The organism is Azospirillum sp., from assembly GCF_035628975.1.
Taxonomy (GTDB): domain Bacteria; phylum Pseudomonadota; class Alphaproteobacteria; order Azospirillales; family Azospirillaceae; genus Azospirillum.
In genome coordinates, this window is the sequence record NZ_DASPIS010000081.1 from 134,304 (window position 1) to 155,434 (window position 21,131).

17 protein-coding genes are annotated in these 21,131 nt (G+C 68.4%); 10 read left to right on the plus strand and 7 right to left on the minus strand.

The window, feature by feature from the left end; translation table 11 throughout:
- Nucleotides 1–6: 6 nt before the first annotated feature.
- The 3 genes from VD964_RS17850 to VD964_RS17860 all read right to left on the minus strand — a co-directional run bounded on the left by VD964_RS17850 (nt 7) and on the right by VD964_RS17860 (nt 4,121).
- The gene (locus VD964_RS17850; RefSeq protein ID WP_324869858.1) at nt 7–714 is read right to left on the minus strand and encodes a Crp/Fnr family transcriptional regulator; all 708 of its coding nucleotides are present in this window, start codon (nt 712–714) and stop codon (nt 7–9) included.
- Between the two features lie 117 nt (nt 715–831).
- Nucleotides 832–2,655, minus strand: coding sequence for an ABC transporter ATP-binding protein/permease (locus tag VD964_RS17855; protein ID WP_324869859.1), 1,824 nt, complete (start codon nt 2,653–2,655; stop codon nt 832–834).
- A 101-nt stretch (nt 2,656–2,756) separates the two neighbouring features.
- Nucleotides 2,757–4,121 (minus strand): GH1 family beta-glucosidase, encoded by a 1,365-nt coding sequence (locus VD964_RS17860; RefSeq protein WP_324869860.1) that lies wholly within the window; start codon nt 4,119–4,121, stop codon nt 2,757–2,759.
- Nucleotides 4,122–4,329: 208 nt separating this feature from the next.
- Between VD964_RS17860 and VD964_RS17865 the strand changes: the two genes are divergently transcribed.
- Nucleotides 4,330–5,613: an alpha-glucosidase/alpha-galactosidase gene (locus VD964_RS17865; RefSeq protein ID WP_324869861.1), complete on the plus strand. Its 1,284-nt coding sequence runs from the start codon at nt 4,330–4,332 to the stop codon at nt 5,611–5,613.
- Nucleotides 5,614–5,620: 7 nt separating this feature from the next.
- On the opposite strand, the gene VD964_RS17870 is transcribed toward VD964_RS17865, so the two are convergent.
- On the minus strand, nt 5,621–6,772 hold the full coding sequence (locus tag VD964_RS17870) for an MFS transporter (RefSeq protein ID WP_324869862.1): 1,152 nt from the start codon (nt 6,770–6,772) through the stop codon (nt 5,621–5,623).
- A gap of 210 nt (nt 6,773–6,982) precedes the next feature.
- On the opposite strand from VD964_RS17870, the gene VD964_RS17875 reads away from it, so the two are divergent.
- A complete protein-coding gene (locus VD964_RS17875) occupies nt 6,983–7,798 on the plus strand; it encodes an alpha/beta hydrolase (protein WP_324869863.1) in 816 nt (271 codons plus the stop codon).
- Nucleotides 7,799–7,839: 41 nt separating this feature from the next.
- Nucleotides 7,840–8,709 carry a helix-turn-helix transcriptional regulator gene (locus tag VD964_RS17880; protein WP_324869864.1) on the plus strand — a complete coding sequence of 290 codons (870 nt, stop codon included), beginning with the start codon at nt 7,840–7,842 and terminating at the stop codon, nt 8,707–8,709.
- A 95-nt stretch (nt 8,710–8,804) separates the two neighbouring features.
- On the opposite strand, the gene putA is transcribed toward VD964_RS17880, so the two are convergent.
- The 3 genes from putA to VD964_RS17895 all read right to left on the minus strand — a co-directional run bounded on the left by putA (nt 8,805) and on the right by VD964_RS17895 (nt 14,299).
- A complete protein-coding gene (putA, locus tag VD964_RS17885) occupies nt 8,805–12,530 on the minus strand; it encodes a trifunctional transcriptional regulator/proline dehydrogenase/L-glutamate gamma-semialdehyde dehydrogenase (RefSeq protein WP_324869865.1) in 3,726 nt (1,241 codons plus the stop codon).
- A 370-nt stretch (nt 12,531–12,900) separates the two neighbouring features.
- On the minus strand, nt 12,901–13,515 hold the full coding sequence (locus VD964_RS17890) for a metal-dependent hydrolase (RefSeq protein ID WP_324869866.1): 615 nt from the start codon (nt 13,513–13,515) through the stop codon (nt 12,901–12,903).
- A 196-nt stretch (nt 13,516–13,711) separates the two neighbouring features.
- Entirely contained in the window at nt 13,712–14,299 is a 588-nt protein-coding gene (locus VD964_RS17895; protein ID WP_324869867.1) for a DUF1003 domain-containing protein, read from the minus strand.
- A gap of 170 nt (nt 14,300–14,469) precedes the next feature.
- Between VD964_RS17895 and VD964_RS17900 the strand changes: the two genes are divergently transcribed.
- The 7 genes from VD964_RS17900 to VD964_RS17930 all read left to right on the plus strand — a co-directional run bounded on the left by VD964_RS17900 (nt 14,470) and on the right by VD964_RS17930 (nt 21,128).
- Complete coding sequence (locus VD964_RS17900) at nt 14,470–14,769, plus strand: hypothetical protein (protein ID WP_324869868.1); 300 nt, start codon at nt 14,470–14,472, stop codon at nt 14,767–14,769.
- Between the two features lie 436 nt (nt 14,770–15,205).
- Nucleotides 15,206–16,546: a glycosyltransferase family 87 protein gene (locus VD964_RS17905; RefSeq protein ID WP_324869869.1), complete on the plus strand. Its 1,341-nt coding sequence runs from the start codon at nt 15,206–15,208 to the stop codon at nt 16,544–16,546.
- A gap of 103 nt (nt 16,547–16,649) precedes the next feature.
- Entirely contained in the window at nt 16,650–17,267 is a 618-nt protein-coding gene (locus tag VD964_RS17910; RefSeq protein ID WP_324869870.1) for a hemerythrin domain-containing protein, read from the plus strand.
- A 98-nt stretch (nt 17,268–17,365) separates the two neighbouring features.
- A complete protein-coding gene (locus VD964_RS17915) occupies nt 17,366–18,538 on the plus strand; it encodes a zinc-dependent alcohol dehydrogenase (RefSeq protein WP_324869871.1) in 1,173 nt (390 codons plus the stop codon).
- 9 nt (nt 18,539–18,547) lie between these two features.
- Complete coding sequence (locus tag VD964_RS17920) at nt 18,548–19,102, plus strand: cyclase dehydrase (RefSeq protein WP_324869872.1); 555 nt, start codon at nt 18,548–18,550, stop codon at nt 19,100–19,102.
- A 5-nt stretch (nt 19,103–19,107) separates the two neighbouring features.
- Nucleotides 19,108–20,628: a nitrilase-related carbon-nitrogen hydrolase gene (locus VD964_RS17925; RefSeq protein WP_324869873.1), complete on the plus strand. Its 1,521-nt coding sequence runs from the start codon at nt 19,108–19,110 to the stop codon at nt 20,626–20,628.
- Entirely contained in the window at nt 20,625–21,128 is a 504-nt protein-coding gene (locus VD964_RS17930) for a hypothetical protein (RefSeq protein ID WP_324869874.1), read from the plus strand. Before VD964_RS17925 ends, VD964_RS17930 begins: the two co-directional genes overlap by 4 nt.
- Nucleotides 21,129–21,131 lie beyond the last annotated feature (3 nt).

Sequence of the window (21,131 nt, forward strand, 5' to 3'; positions counted from 1 at the left end):
GACGGGTTACGGCCCGTCCGCCAGTTCTCGCAGGGCGTCCACGTCGCAGTGGAAGCGGTTGGGCCGCATCTCGTTCAGCAGGCCCTGCCGCTTCAGTTCGGCGACGACGCGGCTGGCGGTCTCGGTGGTGATGCCCAGCACGGCGCCGACATCCTCCCGCCCGAAGAAGTCGCATTCGCCCTGGTCGTCCACCAGGGTTAGGAACAGCCGGGCGACCCGCGCCCGCGCGCTGCCGGTGCCGAGTTCGACCAGGAAGGCGTCGGCGCGTTCCACCGCCTGATGCCAGCGCCGCATCAACTGCTGGTGCAGGTGCTGCGTCTCCTCCGACAGGCGCTGGATCACCGCGCGGGGGATGCGGCAGGTCAGGACCGGGTGGATGGCGATGGCGGTGTGGCGATAGGGTTCGCCCAGTGCCGCCTCAAGCCCGGCGGTGTCGCCGGTGCGTAAGAGCCGGACGATGCGCTGGCCGCCGTTGGGCAGATACTGCACCAGCTTCACCAGCCCGCCGCGCACGGTGAAGAGGGCCGTCGGCTCGTCGCCGACATGGTAGAGCGCCGCCCCCGGCGCCACCGTCATTTCGTCGATGGGCAGATGAATCAGGTTGAAATCGGATTCCGTCAGATCGGCGAAAAGCGCGGATTCCCTGATGCCGCACCCCCGGCAGTTCGCCAGCCCCCGCCACGCCGCGTTGATGCTGGTCTTCTTCACGCTCATGTCCATGGTTTTGCGGGGCGACGATGCTGTGGGTACGAACGGTGGTCGCCGGGCAGTGTGGCAGCTTTTTGGATGCGTTCCAAGGATGCGGCGATCAACGCCCGCATGAGGGAACCATCACGCCACGCTCTCCGTCACCGGCCGGGCTTCGCGCACCTCCTCGCGCAGGGTGACGGCGCCGTTGGTGCGTTCCAGGATCAGCTTGCGGCTGTGGTGGGCGCCGAGCCCCGCATGATGGCCGATGGTCAGCAGGGTGGCGTTCGGCAGTTCCCGCTCCATCAGGGTCAGCAACTCCTCCTCGGCCGGGGGATCGAGGCTGTCGGTGGCGTCCTCCAGGAAAATCCAGTCGGGGCGGCGGATCAGCAGCCGGGCGAAGCCCAGCCGCTGGCGGTCGGGCACCGACAGCACCTCGTCCCAGCGGTCGGTGCTGTCCAGCCGGTCGACCAGATCGGGCAGACCGACGCTGACCAGCGCCTCCGACGCCCGGTCGTCCGCCACCGACGAGGCTGGGCCGGGATAGGCCAGCACCGCGCGCAGGCTGTCGTGCGGCAGATAGGGGCGTTCCGGCATGAAGAAGACGCGGGTGTGGGCCGGCAGGGTGATGCGCCCGCTGCCCCACGGCCAGACGCCCGCCACGGCGCGGAACAGGCGGATGGTCGCCGTCGCATCGCCGCCGATCAGCACCCGGTCGCCCGGACGGACCTCCAGGTCGAAGGCATGGACGACGGCCGTGCCGTTCGGTTCGTCGATGGACACGCCGCTGAAGGCCAGCGTGTGGTGCTCTTCGGAGCGCACGACCTGGATGTGGCCGTCCGGCACGTCGCAGACATCGCGGTCCAGCCGCACCAGCGCGTCGTGCAGGTTCAGCACGCGCTCCACCGAGGCCCGCCATTCGGCGACGCGCGGCAGGTTGTCGATCGGCCAGGACAGGGCGCCCACCGTCTGCTGGAAGGCCTGCGCCGTCTGCATCAGCACGCCGAGCGAGATGGTCCCGGCGATGTAGCGCGGGGCGGCGACCAGGATCGGGAAGGCGGCGGACAGCACCGAATAGCTGGCACTGAACACCATCATGTGGCTTAGCGCGCGGGTCTGCCCGGTCCAGCCGCGCACCACCCCGCCGAACAGCGAGGCGAGATGCCCGCGCTCCGCCGATTCCCCGTGCAGCAGCGCGATGGTCTGGCCGTTCTCGCGGATGCGGGCGAGCGCGAAGCGGAAATCCGCCTCATAGCCCTGGCGCCGGTTGACGGCGTTGACCAGCGGCTGTCCGATCAGCATGGCGATGGTCGTGCCCATGGCGGCATAGAGCAGCGCCACGAACAGCAGATGACCCGGCACCGACAGCTCGGTTCCGAACAGCGTGACCGACAGCGTGCCCGACAGCATCCACAGGATGTTGGTGAAGCTGATCAGAAGCAGCGCGCAATAGGTCAGCGAATGGCCGAGGTCGATCGCCATCTCCGCGGTGATGCGGATGTCCTCGGCGATGCGGCCATCGGGGTTGTCGTGCTCGCCCGGCATATAGGCGATCTGGTGGTGGCGGCCGCGGCGCAGCCAATCCTCCAGCAGCTTGCGGGTCAGCCAGTCGCGCCAGCCCATCTGCAGCCGGCGCTTCACCCGCAGATGCAGCACGACGATGACGATGTTGTAGACGATGATCAGCCCGACCAATCCGATCATGGTCAGGAACCGGTCCATGGAGCGCTGTTCGAGCGCGTCGAACAGCCGCTCGCTCCACAGATTGATCAGGACCGGGACCGAAACCTGTCCGATCGTCAGCACGAACAGCGCCACGGTCAGCGCCCAGACGGTCACCCGCGACCGCCCGCGCCAGTAACCGCCCGCCAGGCGGAGGAAGCGGCGGGCGAAGCCGGGCGCCCCGTCGCCGGTATTGGCATTCCCGGTTTTGCCGCCGCCGGTTTTGCCGCCTCTATCATCGGTCATGTCGGCCATCCCGGGCCTCCGCCCTCAATCCCTTACCGTCCGTATTACTAACGAATAGGACGTGCTTGGACAAAAGTACAGGGGCAGGGGCGAAGAAAGGCTTAAAGCCTTCCCGTTCTCACAACCTCGGCGAGGAAGCGGTAGCTGTCCTTCGGCGTGCGTTCCAGCGTGTCGTAATCGACCCGCACGATGCCGAACCGCTTCGACAGGCCGTAAGCCCATTCGAAATTGTCGAGCAGGCTCCAGCACAGGTAGCCCTTGACGTTGCAGCCGTCCGCCAGCGCCTGCGCCACAGATTCCAGATGCTCGCGGTAATACAGCACGCGCTCCGCGTCATGGATCTGGCCGTCCGGCGTCACCACGTCGTCATAGGCGCAGCCGTTTTCCGCGATGAAGACGGCGGGATTGCCGTAATCGGTGCGGAGCTCGGTCAGCAGGTCGTACAGCCCCTCCGGCTGCACCGGCCACGCCATGCCGGTCCAGCGCCGGCACTGCGCCTCGCCCCAGCCGACGTCGAAGGGCCGCCCCTCCTCATGCTTCATCGTCATGCGGGAATAGTAGTTGATGCCCAGCAGGTCGATGGGATAGCGGATCGCCTCCTCGTCGCCGGGAAGCACGAAGTCCGCCATCTTGTCGGCCAGCAGCGCCGGGATCTGCCCGCGCATCAGCCCGTCCAGCGTCACCCGGTTCCACACCGCGTCCCAGCGGGCGGTCGCGGCCACATCCTCCGGCCGGTCGCTGTCGGGAACGGCGGGCTGCAGGTTCAGCACGGTGCCCAGCGTCAGGCCGGAATGCTCCGCCGCGATGGCGCGCAGCGCCGCCCCCTGCGCCAGATTCTGGTGGTGCAGAGCGCGCAGGATGCCCTGCTCGCCCAGCTTGTGGCCGGGGGCATGCTCCCCCACCCCATATCCGAAGATGGCGACCACGTTCGGCTCGTTCAGCATCATCCAGGTCTTGACCCGGTCGGCCAGCCGCGCGGTGACGATGCGGGCATAATCGGCAAAGGGACCGATGATCTCCCGCCCCTGCCAGCCGCCGGCATCCTCCAGCGGCTGCGGCAGGTCCCAATGGTAGAGGCAGGCCATCGGCGTGATCCCCGCCTCCAGCAGCCCATCGACCAGCCGGTCGTAAAAATCGAGGCCGCGCGTCTCCACCGCCCCGGTTCCCGTCGGCAGGATGCGGGGCCAGGCGATGGAGAAGCGGTAGCTGTCGAAGCCCGCCGCCTTCATCAGCGCGATGTCTTCCGGGAAGCGGTGATAGTGGTCGCAGGCGACGGCGGCGCTGCTGCCGTCCATGATGCGTCCATCAGCGGTGAAGGTATCCCACACGCAAGGGCCGCGGCCGTCGGCATTGACCGCCCCTTCGATCTGGTAGGATGCGGTGGACGCACCCCAGCGGAAATCCGGCGGAAAACTCAGCGGCTTGGCATCGGCGGCCTGGGACACGGGCTGGCTGAAGCTGTCCATTCTTATCCTCCCACGGGGATGGTCGTTTTCCCCAGCATGCCCCAGCCGGCCGCCCTTCGCCATGGGACAAGCACGCGATCGGGCATAGCGCGACGCGGTGGCGCAGCATCGGGCGGTTGCACGCAGGCACTGTGCGGACCCGTCCGAAAGGCGTAGCCTGTTGCGATAAGACGGCGTTCAGCCGCTCCGACAACGGAGGAAAACCACCATGCCGAATACCACCAAGATCGTCTTCATCGGTGCGGGCAGCGCCGCCTTCGGGCTCAGCCTGTTCCAGGACCTGTTCTCCACCACCGAACTGGCCGGCAGCACCCTGACGCTGGTCGACACCAACGCGGAGGCGCTCGACCGCATGGCGGCGCTGGCGGAGGTGATGAACCGCCATGGGGACGCCGGCATCACCATCGAGAAGACCACCGACCGCAAGGCCGCCCTGCAGGGCGCCGGATTCGTGCTGTGCGCCATCGCCATCGACCGCAACCGGCTGTGGAAACTGGATTTCGAGGTGCCGAAGAAGCACGGCATCCGCCACACGCTGGGCGAGAACGGCGGCCCCGGCGGGCTGTTCTTCACGCTGCGCACCCTGCCGCTGATCGTCGACATCGTCCGCGACGTCGAGGCGATCTGCCCGGACGCGCTGTTCATCAACCTGTCCAACCCGGAAAGCCGCATCGTGCTGGGCCTGTCGCGCTGCACGTCGGTGCGGACGCTGGGGCTCTGCCACGGCATCTTCCTGGCGCGCTGGTTCATCTGCCAGATCCTGGGCCTGGCGGAGAAGGAGGTGGATGTCTGGGGCGCCGGGCTGAACCATTTCCAATGGCTGACCGCAATCCGCGAGAAGGCGACGGGGCGCGACCTCTACCCCCTGCTGCGCGAACGCGAAGCGACGCACGACCCCGCCTTCACCCCGCTGGCGCGGCGCCTGTTCCACGCCTTCGGCCTGTGGGTGACGCCCAGCGACGACCACACCGGCGAATTCCTGCCCTATGGCTGGGAGGCCGGGGAGCACGGCTTCGACTTCAAGCACGATGAAGAGGGCCGCGTCATCCTGCGCGACCTGATGGACGGCGTCATCGACGGCAGCAAGCCGATCCCCGACGACTGGACCAAGCCGTCCTGGGGCGAACGGGCGGTTGCGGTGATCGCGGGCCAACTGCACAACCAGAAGCGCTTCATCGAGAGCGGCATCGTCATCAACCGCGGCGTCATCCCCGGCCTGCCCGACGAGCTGGCGGTGGAGGTGCCGCTGGTGGCGGACGCTGCCGGCATCCACCCGATCTCGCTCGGACGCCTGCCCGACGGCATCGTCAAACTGCTGTCGGTCCAGGCCAACGTGCAGCAATTGTCGGTGGAGGCGGCATTGCGCGGATCGAAGGAACTGGCGCTGCAGGCCCTGCTGATCGACCCGGTCATCAACTCCAGCACCGCCGCCGTCGCCATCCTGGACGAGCTGTGGGAGGCGAACCGGCCCTATATCCGGGCTTGTCTCTGAGGAATGCCTACGCCCGTCCCCGCCGGATCAGCCGGGCCGAGGCGAAGCCCAGCCCGGCGGTCAGCGCGCCGACGCCGAGGAACAGCGGACCGAAGCCGGTATGGGTGGAGATGTAGCCGTAGAGAACCGGCCCGATCCCCTGGCCGATGAAGAAGCAGGAAGCGAACAGGGCCAGCGCCGACCCGCGGGCGGTCGGCGCCAGCTCCGTCGCCTGGGTCTGCATGGTGTTGTGCAGCATGTAAAAGCCGAAGCCGGCGACCAGGAAGGCAAGGCTCACCACCGGCCAGGGCACCGGGAAGGCGATGACGAGATAGGCGAGACCGGCCGCCAGACCGCCGGCCTTCATCATGCCCCACTGGCCGAGCGAGGCGATCAGCCGCCGCACCACCGCGCTGTAGGCCACGCCGCCGATGGCGAAGGCGGCGATGGTCAGCCCGGCCTGGAAGGCGCCGGCCGCGCCATGTTCGATCAGCACCGGCGCCACGAAGGGGAAGACGCCGAAGATCAGCAACCCTTCCGCCGCCACCGTGGCGAAGACAATCAGCGAGGCCGGGTTGGTCAGCACGGTGGCGTAGCGCCGCTGCGCGTCCGCGACCGACAGGCGGGAGCGCGTCTCCACCTCTCGTGCCAGCCCGATCAGGGTGGCGACGCAGATCAGCGCGGTCAGGCCTGTGGACAGGCCGAACACCGCGCGCCAGCCGAAGGCCTCGGCCAGTGCCCCCGACACCGCCGACCCCGACATCTGCCCCAGGATCACCGCCAGCAGGAAGCGGCTGATGGCGATCTGGCGCTCCTCATAGGGCACGCGGTCGCCGATCAGCGCCATGGAGGCCGGAATGATGCCGCCGGCGAACGCGCCGGCCAGGATGCGCCCGGCCATTACCGTGCCGTAGGTCGGCGCGATGGTGGACAGCGCCAGCCCCACCGTGAGCACGGCCAGCGCCAGCCGCACCAGCCGCGACTTGCCGATAGCGTCCCCGACCGGTCCCAGCACGATCTGCATCAGCGCATAGGGCAGCGTGTAGGCGGACGCCAGCAGCGCCGCCTGCCGCACCGTAACGCCGAGATCGTCGGCGATCAGCGTCAGCATCGGATCGGTGGTGCGCAGGGAAAAGGCGCTGGCGAACCCGGCGAGGCCGAGCAGGAAGATGAGACGCATGGATGGCCCGAACGGCGACGATGAAGGTTCAGGACCTTAACCGGATCGGCTGCGGGCGTACCGCAGTGCGACGGTGATGGCAGGCATGCGCATGCCGCGGGGAGGTTCGTGGCCACCGTTACCTGCCAAGTAATCGATTCGGCGCCCTCCGCCGGGCGATCCTGGGTTCGCCGGGACAATCCGGCGGGTCGGCAAGGGAGGAAGGACATCATGGGGTTCATTCAGACCGACGACGGCGTGCGCCTGTTCCACCGCGATTGGGGCAACCGCGAAGGCGCCCCGCCCATCGTCTTCGTGTCGAGCTGGTCGCTGACCTCCGATGCCTGGGCCTACCAGATGGCGCCGCTGTCCGAGCAGGGATGCCGCTGCATCGCCTTCGACCGCCGCGGCCATGGCAAGTCGGACGAATCGCCGTCCGGCTACGACTTCGACCGGCTGGCAGACGACGTCGCCGCCCTGCTGGAGGCGCTGGACCTTCGCGGCGTAACGCTGGTCGGCCACTCGATGGCGACGGGCGAGATCGTGCGCTATCTGACCCGCCACGGCGCCGGGCGGGTGAAGGGAGTGGTGATGGTGGGCACCATCACGCCGCTGATGGCGAGGACCGACGACAACCCCGACGGCGTCGATCCGGCATTGTTCGAAACCTTCCGGTCGGAACAGCTGCTGCGCGACTTCCCCAAATGGCTCGGCGACAACATCGATCCATTCGTGACCGGGGAAACATCGGCGGAGATGAAGGGATGGATCACCGGAATGGCGCTGCAATCCTCGTTGAAGGCTTTGCTGGAGTGCCACCGCGCCATCACCTCCGCCGATTTCCGGAAGGAGTTGCCGGCCATCACCGTGCCCACCCTGGTCGTGAATGGCGACCGCGACGTGACCACCCCGCTCGCACTCGCCGAGCGCACGGTGGCGCTGATGCCGAATGCCGCCCTGTCGCTTTACGAGGGGGCTCCGCACGGCCTGTTCCTCACCCACCGCGACCGCTTCAACGCCGAACTGCTGGCCTTCGCCCGCGGGTGACGGCAACGATGGCAGTCGATACCGGTTCGGAGCCAAGTCCCATGTCCCATGGCACTCCTCAATCCGCCACCCGCACCGGCAGGGCGCCGGCGGGGCCGCCCGTCGGCGCCCTGCTGCGGTCCTGGCGCCAGCGCCGCGGCCTCAGCCAGCTTGATCTCGCCTGCGAGGCCGACATCTCCACCCGGCATGTCAGCTTCCTGGAGACCGGTCGCTCGCAGCCCAGCCGCAGCATGCTGATCCATCTGGCCGAACGGCTGGACGTGCCGCTGCGGGACCGCAACGCCCTGCTGGTCGCCGCCGGTTTCGCCCCGGTCTACAGCGAACACAGCCTGGACAACCCGGCGATGGAGGCGGCGCGCAAGGCGGTCGACCTCGTGCTGACGGGGCACGAGCCCTTCCCGGCGCTGGCGGTGGACCGGCATTGGCAGCTGATTGCAGCGAACCGGGCGGTGGCGCCGCTGCTGAAGGGAGTGGCGGCGGAGTTGCTGACCCCGCCGGTCAATGTCCTGCGTCTCAGCCTACATCCCGACGGGTTGGCCGGCCGCATCGGCAATTGGGCGCAATGGCGCGAGCATGTGCTGTCCCGCCTGACCCGCCAGATCGAGGCGAGCGCCGACCCGGCGCTGGTGGCCTTGCGCAACGAGTTGCAGGGCTATCCCGACCCGCCCTCTTCTTCGGATGATGGCGGCAGCGAGGCCGGGCACCATCCCGACGTGGTCGTTCCGCTGCGCCTGCACACGTCCCTCGGCCTGTTGAGCCTGTTCAGCACGACCACGGTCTTCGGGACGGCGCTGGACGTCACCCTGTCTGAATTGGCGATCGAGGCCTTCTTCCCAGCCGATGCCGAGACGGCGGAAAGGTTGCGCCGGACACTTGCTGAAATCCCCTCTCCCTTCCGGGGAGAGGGTTAAGGGTGAGGGGGACGTATAACGGCCCTTTACCGAGAATCTACCCTGTGCATCCCCCTCTCCCCGGGGGGGAGAGGGGGATTTCCCCCTCCAAACCCTCAGCTCATCGCCACAAGGCTGGCGTTGCCGCCGGCCGCGGTGGTGTTGGTGCTGAGCGAGCGCTCGTTCATCAGCCAGGCGATCTCCACTCCCTCGCCGCCGGCCGGCACGCCTTGGGTCAGGACGATGGGGCCGGGCAGTTCGGCGATGCGGCGGTTGGCGGCCAGCAGGCGGGCGGCATCGCCCTCCACCAGCGCACCGGCCAGAGCACCGAAGGACAGCCAGTTCGCCGTCACCCGGACACGGGCGGCAAGCTCCGCCGGCAGGCTCGCCAGGCAGGCGGTGACGGCGCTGTCGCCGTCGACCACCACCTCGTTGCCGGTGGCGAGTGCCGCTCCCAGCAGCCGGTACAGCCCGTCCTCCGTCTGAGGCAGCAGCAGGATGCGGCCGCGCGGGATCAGGCTGTAGACGTTGCTTTCACCCACCGGACCGGCCAGTTCGACGCTGCCGCCGACGGGGGAGCGCTTCGCCAGCGACCGTATGTCGGTGGCGATCTCCGCCTTGCCCTGGTCGGCCAGCCAGCCGGCGAGTGCGTGGGCCGGCGCACGTACGGCGTCATTTCCGCGCAAGCCCAGGTCAAGGGCCGAACGTACGGACAGCAGGCGCGACAGGTACAGCGGGCCGCCGGCCTTCGGGCCGGTGCCGGACAGGCCGTGGCCGCCGAAGGGCTGTACGCCCACCACCGCGCCGATGGTGTTGCGGTTGACGTACAGGTTGCCGGCCTCGATCCGGCTGGTCACCCGGTCGATGGTGGCATCGATGCGGGTATGCAGGCCAAAGGTCAGGCCATAGCCGGTGCCGTTGATGGCATCGACCAGCCGGTCCAGATCGTCGCGGCGGAAGCGCAGGACGTGCAGGACCGGGCCGAACACCTCGCGCTCCAAGTCGGCGATGCGGTCGATCTCGATGATCGTCGGCGCGACGAAGGTACCGTTGGCGGTCTCCGTCGGCAGCGGCAGCGACTCAACCCGGCGGCCCTTGGCCCGCATCGCCTCGATGTGGCGGGTGATGCCGTCGCGTGCCTCGGCGGTGATGACCGGGCCGACGTCGATGGCCAGCCGGTCGGGGCTGCCGAGGCGCAGTTCGCGCATCGCGCCCTTCAGCATGGTCAGGGTGCGGTCGGCCACATCCTCCTGCAGGCAGAGGATGCGCAGGGCCGAGCAGCGCTGCCCCGCGCTGTCGAAAGCGGAGGCGATCACGTCGCCGACCACCTGCTCGGCCAGGGCGGAGCTGTCGACGATCATGGCGTTCTGGCCGCCGGTCTCGGCGATCAGCGGGATCGGCGCGCCTTCCGGCGACAGCCGCTCGGCCAGCTGGCGCTGGATCAGGCGGGCCACCTCGGTGGAGCCGGTGAACATCACCGCGCGGGTGCCGGCATGGCCGACCAGCGCCGCGCCGACCTGACCGGCACCGGGCAGCAGCTGCACCGCACCGGCCGGCACGCCGGCAGCGCGGAGGATGCGAACCGCTTCCGCCGCGACCAGCGGGGTTTCCTCCGCCGGCTTGGCCAGCACCGGGTTGCCGGCGGCCAGCGCCGCAGCGACCTGGCCCGAGAAGATGGCGAGCGGGAAGTTCCACGGGCTGATGCAAACCACCGGCCCCAGCGGCAGATGGGTGTCGGTGTCGAAGCCGTCCCGCACCCGGGCGCCGTAATAGCGCAGGAAGTCGATGGCCTCGCGCACCTCGGCGATGGCGTTGGCGGTGGACTTGCCGGCCTCGCGGATGATCAGGCCCAGCAGGGTCGGCATGCGCGCCTGCATCTCGTCGGCGGCGCGGAACAGGCAGGCGGCGCGCTGGGCCGGCGGGGTGGCGGCCCAGACCGGGGCGGCCGCCTCCGCGAACAGGAAGGCGTCGGCGATGTCGGCCGGGGCGGCATCGACGCAGTGCCCGACGACGTCCCGATGGTCGGCCGGGTTCAGCACCGGCTGGGCGCTTCCGCGGCGCTCGCCGTCGGCCAGCTGCGGGGCGGCGGTCCAGGCGACGGCGGTGCTGTCGCGCAACGCGGCGGACAGGTCGGCGAGCGTGGTTTCGTTCGACAGGTCGAGGCCGGCGGAATTGGGCCGTTCCACGCCGTAGAGATCCGTCGGGAGGGCAATCAGCGGGTTCTTTTCGCCCACCGGCAGGGTGGCGCGGGCCTGCGCCACCGGGTCGGCGACCAGATCGTCGATCGACACGCTCTTGTCGGCGATGCGGTTGACGAAGGAGCTGTTGGCGCCATTCTCCAGCAGGCGGCGGACCAGATAGGCCAGCAGGGTCTCATGGGTGCCGACCGGGGCATAGACGCGGCAGGGACGCTTCAGCGGACCGACCACCTCCTTGTACAGCGGCTCGCCCATGCCGTGCAGGCACTGGAACTCGTACTGGCCGACCTGGAAGCCGGCGGGGTTCATCTGCTCGGCCATCCGGTAGATGGTCGCCAGCGTCTGGGCATTGTGGGTGGCGAACTGCGGGAACACCGCATCCGGTGCCGCCAGCAGCCGGCGGGCGCAGGCGACATAGGACACGTCGGTGTGCAGCTTGCGGGTGTAGACCGGAAAATCCTCCAGCCCGTCGACCTGGGCGCGCTTGATCTCGCTGTCCCAATAGGCGCCCTTGACCAGACGCACCATCAGCCGATGGCTGCTGCGCCGGGCCAGATCGACGATGAAGTCGATGACGTAGGGGCAGCGCTTGCCATAGGCCTGGACGACGAAGCCGATGCCGTTCCAGCCCTTCAGATCCGGGTCGAAGCACAGCGATTCCAGCAGGTCGAGCGACAGCTCCAGCCGGTCGGCCTCCTCGGCGTCGATGTTCAGGCCGATGTCGTAGCGGCGGGCGAGCCGGGCCAGCTCGGTGACGCGCGGCAGCAGTTCCGCCATCACGCGGTCGGCTTGGGCGCGGGAATAGCGCGGGTGCAGGGCCGACAGCTTGATGGAGATGCCGGGACCGTCATAGATGCCGCGCCCGGCCGACGCCTTGCCGATGGCGTGGATCGCCTTTTCATAGTCGGCGTAATAGCGGTCGGCGTCGGCGGCGGTCGTCGCCGCCTCCCCCAGCATGTCGTAGGAATAGCGGAAGCCTTCCGCCTCCATCTTGCGGCTGTTGGACAGCGCCTCGTCGATGGTCTGGCCGGTAACGAACTGCTCGCCCATCATCCGCATGGCGAAATCGACGCCGCGGCGGATCAGCGGCTCGCCGCCGCGCAGGATCAGCTTGGTCAGAGCGGAGGACAGCGCCTGCTCGCCGCCGAAAGTATCGCCCAGCACGCCCGTCACCTTGCCCGTGACCAGCAGCCCCCAGGTCGCGGCGTTGACGAACAGCGACGGGCTGTTGCCGAGATGGGCGCGCCAGTCGCCGCCGGCAATCTTGTCGCGGATCAGCGCATCGCGGGTGGCGCGGTCGGGGATGCGCAGCAGCGCCTCCGCCAGGCACATCAGCGCCACGCCTTCCTGACTCGACAGGCTGTACTCGTGGATCAGCCCCTCCACCCCGCGCCCCTGCGGCTTGGCGCGTAGCGCCGAGATCAGCGTCCGCGCGGTCTGGGCCGCCGCCGCGGTCACCTCGGCCGGCAGCGTCGCCTGCTCCACCAGCCACGCCACGCAGTCCGGCTCCGGCCGGCGGTAGGCGGCGGTGATCGCCTGACGCAGCGGACTGGCCGGACGGACGACGGGGGCGAAAGCGGCGAAGGGGCCGGCACCGGTGGAGAGGGACGGCTCGAAGGCGGGGGCAACGCTCGGGTCGATCATCTGGTTCATCGCGTGGCTGGCTCTGGTCGGGGGCGGGGGGCGAGAGCTGGGAAAAGCTCGTGGCCGGCGTTGCGCAAGGGCCGGTCCGATGCCTGTCAGGCTAACCGATTTCCCCGAATCCGTGCCATCTGGTATTTTGCCGATTTTTCCGATCAACATCTTGGAATATATCCTCCATGCCGAACAGAATTTTGGTTCTGCGGCAAAATTTCAGAACATACTGCCTGTTTGCGATCGCAATCCGAGCGCTTGCGCAAGTTGGCCGAACGAAATTCGAAAACGGCTCCTCGCCGCCGCATGTCTCTTGAGAGCGGCGACGGAAACCGAACTTTCATCGGCGATGGAGCAAAAGCGCGGAAATGGGCGGCGCTCAGCCCTTCAGCGGCTTCGTGCGGTTGCTTTCGGGCGGCTTGCGCACAGGCACGGGGGGTGCGGACTTCTCGCCGCCCTCCCCCAGATAGGTCTGCGCCGCGGCGACGACGGACCGCCAGGGGCGTTCCAGCGGGAACTGCGGCCAGCCGCCGGCGAACAGGCCGGAGATCATCCAGCCCGCCATCAGCGTCACCGCCAACTGTTCGGAAAATCCGCCCGTCTTCAGCACCGGCAGGGCGAAGTTGCGCCGCCGCTTGATCGGCCACAGCAGCGGCAGCCCGGCCGGGGTCAGCAGGTCGCCGGCCAGATGGGTGAGATAGCCGACGATGAAGGGGATCAGCAGGTGCTGGTAGGCTGCATGCTCATGCAGAACCCACAGGCATCCGGCGATGGCAAGGGCCGAATGGGTGACGCCGCGATGTCCGAAGATGTTGGAGATCGCCGTGGACAGCGGCTTCACCATCTGCCCCAGAGTCGATTTCGGATGATCGATGTCCGGCGCGAGCGCCCCCAGAATCGCCGCGCCGAAGGCGACCGGGTCGAAGGTCATCCCGTACCGGCTCGACAGGTAGAACCAGGTGGCGCCACCGACGATTATGTGAGAGGACGCCATCACCGTCGGTCACCGGGGGCCTTAAGCTGGTCTCTGTCGGGACGTGGTCTGCGCCAAGCCCGAAATGGGGGTAGCCTGACCTTAGGATATTCTTCGCCTCCAGAACAATATCGCATGCAGGACCGAGGGATTCCCTAAACGCATAACCTCCATGCGTTCGTCAACGGCGGGTTGCCGGATGGCGCCGCGCCGCCGATCATTTTGATTTGTTCTCCGTCTGGGTGGCTTCGATCTCGTCCAGCACGGCCTCGGGGGCGACGTCCTGCCGGATGACGTCCAGTTCCGCGTCGACCTCCGTCTTCACCCCCAGATGATCGGCGATGGAGGAGACCAGCGTCACCAGCCGGGTCACCTCATGCTCGGCCAGCAGGCTGATCTGCAGGTCGAGGTCGGCGCGCTTGTCCGACACGGAGGCCATGCGGTTCTGGCTGATCAGGACGAAGGTGGACAGGAAGATCGCCTCCACCGACGCGATCATCGCCAGCACGACGAAGGACGGGTCCCACGGCTTGACCAGCGGGATCCAGCCCAGATTGATCAGGATCCAGCCGCCGAACAGCACCAGATGCAGGTAGACGAAGCGCATGCTGCCGGTGAAGCGGGTGATCGCGTCGGCGATGCGGTCCTGAAGCGTGGCCTCCACCACCTCCCGCTTGCGGCGGGCCTGAAGCGCCTGGATGTTGCGCTCCAGCACGGCACTGAGGCCGGGGGTCTGGGGCGGTGGATATGTGGGCGAGCCGCCGCTGCGCCCGGCGCCGGCGGCGGTCTGCGAAGGATTTGCCATCGTTGGGTCTCCAAACTCAGCGGCGGCCGTCCGGGCGCTGCCGCCCACCGCCGCCAACCGACAACCGCGGCCCCCAACGGGCGTTCCGCCCCCTCCCCGTCCGACCGTGTCCGGAACTCCCGACCGGACGGCATGTTGGCCGAAGGGCAAACACCAACCGGGAGGACAGCATGAACAAGGACCAGGATCAGGATCGCGATCGGCAGGTCTCCAACGCCGACAGCCCCAATCCGGGCGCACAGGGTGGCGGGCCGGTCGCCCCCGGCCGGGCCGGCCAGGGCATGGGTGTCGGAACCGGCAGCGCGGACGACCTGCCGCACACCGTCGGCGGCGGACCGTCGACCACCGTCACCATCGGCGAGGGCACCGGACAGCGCCGCGACCTGCCGGACCAGCACGCCGCCCCGCCGACCCCGAAGGACAACGCCGGCAAGCGTCCGCGCAACCGGGAGGAAGGCAAGCCGGGTTGACCGGCCTTCGATACCGGCGAGCGCTTCGGCGCACCCGTTCAGGCACTCGCCGGACTCCGGCACTTGCCCGAGGCATCGGTCGAATGGCGGAAGCGGAAATACCGCGGCAGACGAGTGGACGCTAAGTCGGATTTGGTCGAACCGTCACCTATGATGGCTCTGGCGCGCGGAAATGTTTCTTCCACACAATGGCATTAATCCTGCCTACAACCGGTGGGACATGTTCCAAAAGCCAGATTACTAACCTAGCCTTCCGCTCCGAACGTCGAGCGCTGCGAAGCGTCGACGAGCAGACGATCAAAGATCGGATGTGCCGGCCGTCTCGTCATCGGCCCTCGCCACCGTCGATCGTCAATAATAATCGGGATCGGGAGCGACGAGCATGGATGCTGGCGGGCAACAGGACTTTGGCAGGGCAAATGGCACGAATCGGCTGATGTCGGCAGTCGCAATCACGTCGGCATTCCTACTTCTCGTCATCGTACTGTTCGATATCGTTCTCAAGCCGTTTCTGGATTCCACCAGCCTGACCGAATGTTCGATCTCCGATGTCCTCCAGTTGATTTTCGTCGGATCGCCAGCCCGGCTTCCCCTGGATTCCTGGGAACCGATGATGAAGGCCTTCGACTGGCTGCATCGGCATCTCGGCGAGAATGTCTATGAAGCGATCTTCTTCGTCGAACATGTGAAGTTCCAATATCCGCTGACCTCCCTTCTCCCGATGGAGGTGATGTCGTCGGTCGGCCTGCTGCACCTTCGGGTCTACATCTTGGTCAACCTCATCCTCACCTGCGCCACCGCGCTCGGCATGGGCGTTCTCATGCTGGAACTGGCGGCTCGGCTGGGACTGTCCGGCCCGTCCGATACGCTGTCCGCGCGTCTGAAGCTGGCCAGCCTCGGCGTGCTCGCGACGCTCGGCTTCTTCCCGGTGGCGAAGGCTTTCTCGGTCGGCCAGATCCAGGTCTGGCTGAACGCGGCGTTCGTCCTGTCGACGATCCTCTACTGCCGCAACCGCCGCTGGGCGGTCGGCATGCTGCTGGGCCTGTCGACGCTGATAAAGCCGCAGATGTCGCTGTTCCTGCTGTGGGCGCTGCTGCGCAAGGAGTGGCGGATCGCCGGGGGCTGGGCGGCCGTCGTGGCTGTCGGCACCGCGGTGACGGCAATGCTGTACGGGGTGAAGCCGATGCTGACCTATCTGGACGTCCTGTCCTTCATCGGCGCGCATGGCGAGGGATATTACTCCAACCAGACGCTGAACGGGCTTCTGAACCGGCTGCTCCACAACGGCAACAATGTGCAATGGCTGGGCGACGCCTTCGCCCCGCACCATCCGCTGGTCTATTGGGCAACCATGTCGTCCGGCCTGCTGTTCATCGGCTTCGGCCTGCTCTGGCGCCGGCACGACCACGGTGACGGCGGGATCCTGTCCTTCGCGATGGCCGGCATATGCTTCACGGTCGGATCGCCGGTCGCCTGGATCCACCATTTCGGCATTCTGCTGCCCGCCTTCGCCATCGCCTTCCTCGCCGTGGCCGGGACGGCGGCGGAAAGCCCACAGGCCGCGAACCGAAATTTCCAACTCCTTGGCGTGGCGTTCCTTCTCACCGCCGTCGACGCCTTCAAGCCCGCGAACGCCTTGGCGGACACGTCCTTCAACATCCTGCAATCCTACATGTTCTTCGGCACGCTGATCCTCATGACGGTGCTGTGGCGGGTAGCGGCACCGGTTCGCCAAAGCCGACCGCTGTCCTTCCCTCAGGCGGCGCTGCCGGGCTGACGCGCGGTCCGCGCCGCCTGGCACCCGGCCGCACACCGGAACGCCGGGGCTTCCGCGCCTGTTGGTGGGCCAGATGACCCAACCGGCAGGAAGGAGCCCAGACATGCCACGCTACACGCCACGCTATCCGGAAGCAGGCCAATCCCATGAGGACGGCACGGGCTGGATGTCGGCCCGCGGGCTGGCGATGATGGCCGGCGGTGCGGCCTTGGCGCTGGTGGCGAGCCGGCTGCTGCCGCCGGTGGTGGCGCAGCTCGCCGGATCGGCCCGCGCGTCTGCGGGCCGCGACGGTTTCGACGCGCTGATCGACGACCACCGCCACATCCAGGCGCTGCTGGTGGAGATGGTGCAGACGCCCATCGACGCGCCCGGCCGCCGCACCCAATTGCTGCTGCGCCTGAAGCGCCGGCTGGCCGCCCACGCCATGGCGGAGGAGGACGTCGTCTATCCCATGCTGCACGACCAGGCGCGGAAGGAGGAGGACGCCAAGCATCTCTACGGCGAGCATGCGGAGATGAAGATGCATCTCTTCACGCTGGAACAGACGCCGAAGGACGATCCCCGCTGGCTCGCCGTGGCGCTGGACCTGAAGCGCATCATCGACGGCCATATCCGGCAGGAGGAGGAGATCGACTTCCCCGCCCTGCGCAACAGCCTGGACGAAAGCCAGACCGCCACCATGTCCGGCGGCGTCGCCCGTGAAAAAGCACTGATCCTCTGACCATCGCCATTCGGGAAAGGGCCGGCACCGGAACGCTCCGGCCGCCGGTCCTGTTGCTGAACGCAACCGTAACGAAGGCAAAAGTCGGGGAGAGATCGATGAGAGCACTGGTCTGGCACGGCGCCAACGACATCCGCTGCGACACGGTCCCGGATCCGGAGATCGAGCATCCGCGCGACGCCATCGTCAAGGTGACGACCTGCGCCATCTGCGGGTCCGACCTTCACCTGCATGACCACTTCATGCCGGGCATGGAAAAGGGCGACATCGTCGGCCATGAATTCATGGGCGAGGTGGTGGAGGTCGGGGCCGACGCCAAGAGCGTGCTGAAGGTCGGCGAGCGGGTGGTGGTGCCCTTCACCATCTGGTGCGGCGAATGCGACCAGTGCAAGCGCGGCAACTATTCGGTCTGCGAGCGCTCCAATCGCAACAAGGCGCTGGCCGACAAGGTCTTCGGCCACACCACCGCCGGCCTGTTCGGCTACACCCACCTGACCGGCGGCTATGCCGGCGGACAGGCCGAATATGTGCGGGTGCCCTTCGCCGACCGCACCCACATCAAAATCCCCAGCGGACTGACCGACGAGCAGGTTCTGTTCCTGGGCGACATCTTCCCCACCGGCTGGCAGGCCGCCGCCCAGTGCGACATCCAGCCGGACGACACGGTGGCGATCTGGGGCTGCGGCCCGGTCGGGCAGATGACGATCCGCAGCGCCATCCTGCTCGGCGCCAAGCAGGTGGTCGCCATCGACCGCGTGCCGGAACGGCTGGCGATGGCCAAGGCCGGCGGCGCCATCACCATCAATTTCGAGGAGGAGAGCGTCGTCGAGCGGCTGAACGAGCTGACCGGCGGCAAGGGTCCGGAGAAGTGCATCGATGCCGTCGGCATGGAGGCGCACGCCACGGCCACGCTCGATAGCATGATGGACCGCGCCAAGCAGGCGCTGATGCTGGAATCGGACCGCGCCCATGTGCTGCGCGAGATGATCTATGTCTGCCGCCCGGCCGGCACGCTGTCGATCCCCGGCGTCTATGGCGGGCTGATCGACAAGATGCCCTTCGGCATGTCGATGAACAAGGGCCTGACCTGGCGCATGGGCCAGACCCACGTCAACCGTTGGACCGACGACCTGCTGAACCGCATCCAGGAAGGACAGATCGACCCGTCCTTCGTCATCACCCACACCGTTCCGCTCGATCAGGGCCCCGAGATGTACAAGACCTTCCGCGACAAGCGGGACGGCTGCATCAAGGTGGTCCTCAAGCCCTGAGGTGACGTCATGGCCTATTACAACCGCTCCTCGACCGGAGACAACCTCGCCCGCGGGCTCGGCTGGTTCAGCATCGGCCTCGGCGTCGCCGAACTGATGGCCGGCCGGACCATCGCCCGCTGGATGGGGATGGAGGACAAGACCAACCTGATCCGCGCCTATGGCGTGCGGGAGATCACCGCCGGCGTCGGCCTGCTGGCTCTCGGCGATCCCAAGCCCTGGATCTGGAGCCGCATCGCCGGCGACGCCGTCGACATGGCGACGCTCGCCGCCGGCATGCAGGACAACCCCCGCGCCGGCAACGCCCGCATCGCCTTCGGCGCGGTGGTGGCGGCGACGGCGCTGGACGTGGTCTGCGCCCAGAAGCTGCACCGGGAGGAGGCCTACTACCGCAGCCTGCCGGTGCCGGACTACAGCGACCGCAGCGGCTTCCCCCGTTCGGTCTCCGCAATGCGCGGCGCCGCCAGCGACGCCCCCATCGGCGAGGACATGCGGACGCCGAAGATCCTGCAGTTCCAGCCGGCCCAAAGCCAGACTGCCCAAACCCAGACGGCAAGCCCCTGACGCACATGCACCCTGCCGATCTGTTCATGGCGCTGTGGCGCTTGCTGGAGGAACGGCGCGACGAGGTCCGCGTCCTGGCCCAAGGGCTGGAGGCGGACCACGCGCGGGCCGGCCGGCTGGCCGGGGAGGCGGCGCCGGAGTTGCGGAAGGGCGCCGCCGCTCTGGAGAGGTGGGTCGGGGACGGACTGGACCTCGACCGGATACTCGCGGCGGCGCAGGCCATCGACGGGTGGTTCGCGCCGCTGGCCTCCCGATACGACATCCGGGCATCCGACGACTTGCTCCCCGCCGACCGGCTGGAGGCGCGCCGCCGCCTGAACCGCGACGGCCGCTTCAACGCCGACCCGGCGGACGGACAGCTGATCCTGCGCCCCGGCGTGCTGGCGCGCGCCATGAACATCCGGGAGACGGCACCGCCAGGCGCCGATCCCGACGCTTTCGACCCGGTCGACCTGTTCTCCACCCTGCTGGCCGTGCCGCCCGGCCTGACCATAGAGGCCGAGCGTGACGGCGACCCGGACCGACGCATCGCCGTCGAATACCGCCGCATCGCCGCGGTGTCCGACCAGGACCCGGCCGACCCCACCTGGACGCCGGTGATCGGCATCGTCCCGCTGGCCGAGGCGGAGGACGACCTCGCCATCCACCAGTTCCGCCGCGACGGCGAGGACTGGTACGACCCCACCCCACGCGACTTCAGCCGCCGCGCCGCCGACGCCATCGCCGGACTGGCGGAGCAGGGCGCCACCTTCGTGCTGTTCCCCGAGGTTTCGGTCGGGGCCGGCACGCTGGACGCGATCCGGCAAGCGCTGCGCACCCAGGCGGTGGACGGCCCGATCCGCTACGCCCTGGTCGGGGTTAAGGAGGAGGCGGAGGACGGTGGACGACCGCACAACCGGGCGCTGCTGCTCGACCGCTGCGGCACGGTGATCGGCAGCCAGACCAAGCTTCATTGCTGGGACCTGGACAGCAACCAGTGCCGCTCCTACGACCTGCGCGACCGCAACGGCCGGCTGCTGGACTGCGCCCGCGAGGACATCGAGACCGGCGACTGCTTCACCCTGTTCGAACTGCCCGACCTCGGCCGGCTCGCCGTCGCCATCTGCGAAGATCTGGGGCGCTCGGAGCCCAGCGCCTGGATCGCGTCCGGCATGATGGTGGACTGGCTGGTCACCCCGGTGATGGACAGCGGCCTGACCACCGAGCGCTGGCAGGCGAAGGAAGGCGGGGCCTCGTCGCGCGCCGGCTATTGCCGGGTGATCGTCGCCAACAGCATGGCGCTGTCGCACCGCTTCAACCGCTACTGCCGCGCCAACGGCGAAGAGGACAAGATCATCGAGGACTGCGGCGTGGCCCTGCTGTTCCAGCCGCGGGCCAGCCAGGCCGGCGCTCCGCGCATCCAATGCGTGACCCTGCCGCTGGCCGACCCGTCCCCCGGCTATGTCTGCGCCGGCTGGACGCCCGGCCGCTGGCCCGCCCTGCCCGATCCCGAACCGCCCGATCCCAAGGAGGAGAGCAGCGAATGAGCGTATTGGAGCCGGCGCTGCGATCGCTGACCGATGCGCTTCTGGAGGCCGTCCGGCGGCAGGACTGGGCCGTGGCGGACGCCGAACTGGAAACGCTGGCGCAGGCAGCCGTCGCCGCCGTGGTGGCGAACCGGACCGACGACCTCGCCGCGCTCGCCCGGCTGGTCGCGCGCTGCCACACGGCGCTGTCGCTGGCTGAAGAACTGGGCGGCGAGGCGATGCACCGGCTGGGACAGTTGCGGGCGCTGGCGCTGATGATCGCCGCCGCCCGTGGCCGCACCCCGCCCCGTCCGGCCGATGCGCTCCGCGCCCCCGGTACGCCGGCCGCCGCAATCCTCTCGGCGCTGGGCTCCGGTCCGCAGACCTGCCCCGCCCTTGTCGAGGCCACCGGTCTGTCGGCGGAGGAGGTGGGCAGCGCCCTGCCGGAGTTGCGCGCCGCCGGCCTCGTCCATTCCTGGCCGGCGGGGCGGCTGACGGTCAACGCGCTTCGGACCGGCTGACGG

What these genes read in the sequence shown, in the direction of transcription:
- VD964_RS17915 (WP_324869871.1), top strand. Translation starts at nt 17,366, where the DNA reads ATGAGAGCACTGGTCTGGCACGGCGCCAACGACATCCGCTGCGACACG.
- VD964_RS17895 (WP_324869867.1), bottom strand. Translation starts at nt 14,299, where the DNA reads ATGGCAAATCCTTCGCAGACCGCCGCCGGCGCCGGGCGCAGCGGCGGC.
- VD964_RS17910 (WP_324869870.1), top strand. Translation starts at nt 16,650, where the DNA reads ATGCCACGCTACACGCCACGCTATCCGGAAGCAGGCCAATCCCATGAG.
- VD964_RS17860 (WP_324869860.1), bottom strand. Translation starts at nt 4,121, where the DNA reads ATGGACAGCTTCAGCCAGCCCGTGTCCCAGGCCGCCGATGCCAAGCCG.
- VD964_RS17875 (WP_324869863.1), top strand. Translation starts at nt 6,983, where the DNA reads ATGGGGTTCATTCAGACCGACGACGGCGTGCGCCTGTTCCACCGCGAT.
- VD964_RS17890 (WP_324869866.1), bottom strand. Translation starts at nt 13,515, where the DNA reads ATGGCGTCCTCTCACATAATCGTCGGTGGCGCCACCTGGTTCTACCTG.
- VD964_RS17925 (WP_324869873.1), top strand. Translation starts at nt 19,108, where the DNA reads ATGCACCCTGCCGATCTGTTCATGGCGCTGTGGCGCTTGCTGGAGGAA.
- VD964_RS17900 (WP_324869868.1), top strand. Translation starts at nt 14,470, where the DNA reads ATGAACAAGGACCAGGATCAGGATCGCGATCGGCAGGTCTCCAACGCC.
- VD964_RS17905 (WP_324869869.1), top strand. Translation starts at nt 15,206, where the DNA reads ATGTCGGCAGTCGCAATCACGTCGGCATTCCTACTTCTCGTCATCGTA.
- VD964_RS17930 (WP_324869874.1), top strand. Translation starts at nt 20,625, where the DNA reads ATGAGCGTATTGGAGCCGGCGCTGCGATCGCTGACCGATGCGCTTCTG.
- putA (WP_324869865.1), bottom strand. Translation starts at nt 12,530, where the DNA reads ATGATCGACCCGAGCGTTGCCCCCGCCTTCGAGCCGTCCCTCTCCACC.
- VD964_RS17870 (WP_324869862.1), bottom strand. Translation starts at nt 6,772, where the DNA reads ATGCGTCTCATCTTCCTGCTCGGCCTCGCCGGGTTCGCCAGCGCCTTT.
- VD964_RS17865 (WP_324869861.1), top strand. Translation starts at nt 4,330, where the DNA reads ATGCCGAATACCACCAAGATCGTCTTCATCGGTGCGGGCAGCGCCGCC.
- VD964_RS17850 (WP_324869858.1), bottom strand. Translation starts at nt 714, where the DNA reads ATGAGCGTGAAGAAGACCAGCATCAACGCGGCGTGGCGGGGGCTGGCG.
- VD964_RS17855 (WP_324869859.1), bottom strand. Translation starts at nt 2,655, where the DNA reads ATGACCGATGATAGAGGCGGCAAAACCGGCGGCGGCAAAACCGGGAAT.
- VD964_RS17880 (WP_324869864.1), top strand. Translation starts at nt 7,840, where the DNA reads ATGTCCCATGGCACTCCTCAATCCGCCACCCGCACCGGCAGGGCGCCG.
- VD964_RS17920 (WP_324869872.1), top strand. Translation starts at nt 18,548, where the DNA reads ATGGCCTATTACAACCGCTCCTCGACCGGAGACAACCTCGCCCGCGGG.